This window comes from Mesorhizobium sp. M7A.F.Ca.AU.002.02.1.1, assembly GCF_003998535.1.
GTDB classification, from domain to species: Bacteria; Pseudomonadota; Alphaproteobacteria; order Rhizobiales; family Rhizobiaceae; genus Mesorhizobium; species Mesorhizobium ciceri.
This window is the reverse complement of the sequence record NZ_RZPB01001362.1, coordinates 1-771: the sequence shown is the minus strand read 5'-3', so window position 1 is coordinate 771 and position 771 is coordinate 1. Positions and strand designations below refer to the sequence as shown.

Below are 771 nucleotides of genomic sequence, written 5' to 3'. Positions count from 1 at the left end.
GCGTTATAGAGGGCTTGGATCATCAGGGCGGACACGAACGACAAATGGCCTTTGTCCGACTCTCGAACCTCAGTCTTTTGCAGCGGGCATGGCTGACGGCTTTCGTCGCCGCACTGCTTTGTCTTGCCGCGACCGCGCTTGCAGTTGCCGAGACGAAAAGCGACGCGCGCAGCGTCACCGATCGAGGCCGCATTCACGGCGACGCTGAAGGTATTCACCAGGGAAGCCTTCCGATGCAATGGCCTTCGCGCAGAACAATCTCGGGGATGTCAGCTGGAATCGGGCCAGCTATGGCGGCGGCAAGGCCGAATATCAAAAGGCGATCGGATTCTTCGAGAACGCCAAGCAGCGCTTTAGCGAAGCCGGCTACACCAGCCATCCCTCTCACCGACCAGAAGGTCGATCTGGTGAAGAAGCAGATGGCGAAGAAGTAGGTCTACGCTTCCCGCCGACCGCGCCTTGTCTTTCGGCCGGCTTTACCGTCCCTATATGTCCTGCCACCGGAACCCCTTGCCGGGAACCGCAGAAGGATAGCGGATGATTCGATTTGCCTTGGCGTTGTTCCTGCTTGTTGTTCCCAGCGTGGCGCACGCCACGGATGCAGGCTGGGCGCTGCTGCGCGACGGCGGACACGTCGTGCTGCTGCGCCATGCCATGGTCACCGGCACCACCGATCCGGCCAATTTCGACATCGACAGCTGCGCCACCCAGATGAACCTGTCGGCGCGCGGCAAGCAGCAGGCGAGCAAGATCGGCGCTCTGTTTGCCGCT

Annotated in this window: 2 protein-coding genes and 1 pseudogene; 2 read left to right on the top strand and 1 reads right to left on the bottom strand. The window is 61.2% G+C overall.

The genetic code is table 11. The annotated features are described in order from the left end of the window. Nucleotides 1-218 (bottom strand): hypothetical protein (locus tag EN879_RS39275; RefSeq protein ID WP_164756003.1); only part of this gene is annotated, 218 nt, incomplete at its 3' end. Between the two features lie 20 nt (nucleotides 219-238). On the opposite strand from EN879_RS39275, the gene EN879_RS40490 reads away from it, so the two are divergent. Both EN879_RS40490 and EN879_RS37730 read left to right on the top strand, forming a co-directional pair. Beyond that, entirely contained in the window at nucleotides 239-541 is a 303-nt protein-coding gene (locus EN879_RS40490) for a hypothetical protein (protein ID WP_244514304.1), read from the top strand. Then, a pseudogene (locus EN879_RS37730) lies at nucleotides 538-771 on the top strand (histidine phosphatase family protein); the annotation flags it as partial. The gene EN879_RS40490 and the pseudogene EN879_RS37730, both read left to right, overlap by 4 nt.

Bases quoted from the DNA above. Each gene is read 5' to 3' on its own strand.
- EN879_RS40490 (WP_244514304.1), top strand. From the start codon at position 239: ATGGCCTTCGCGCAGAACAATCTCGGGGATGTCAGCTGGAATCGGGCC.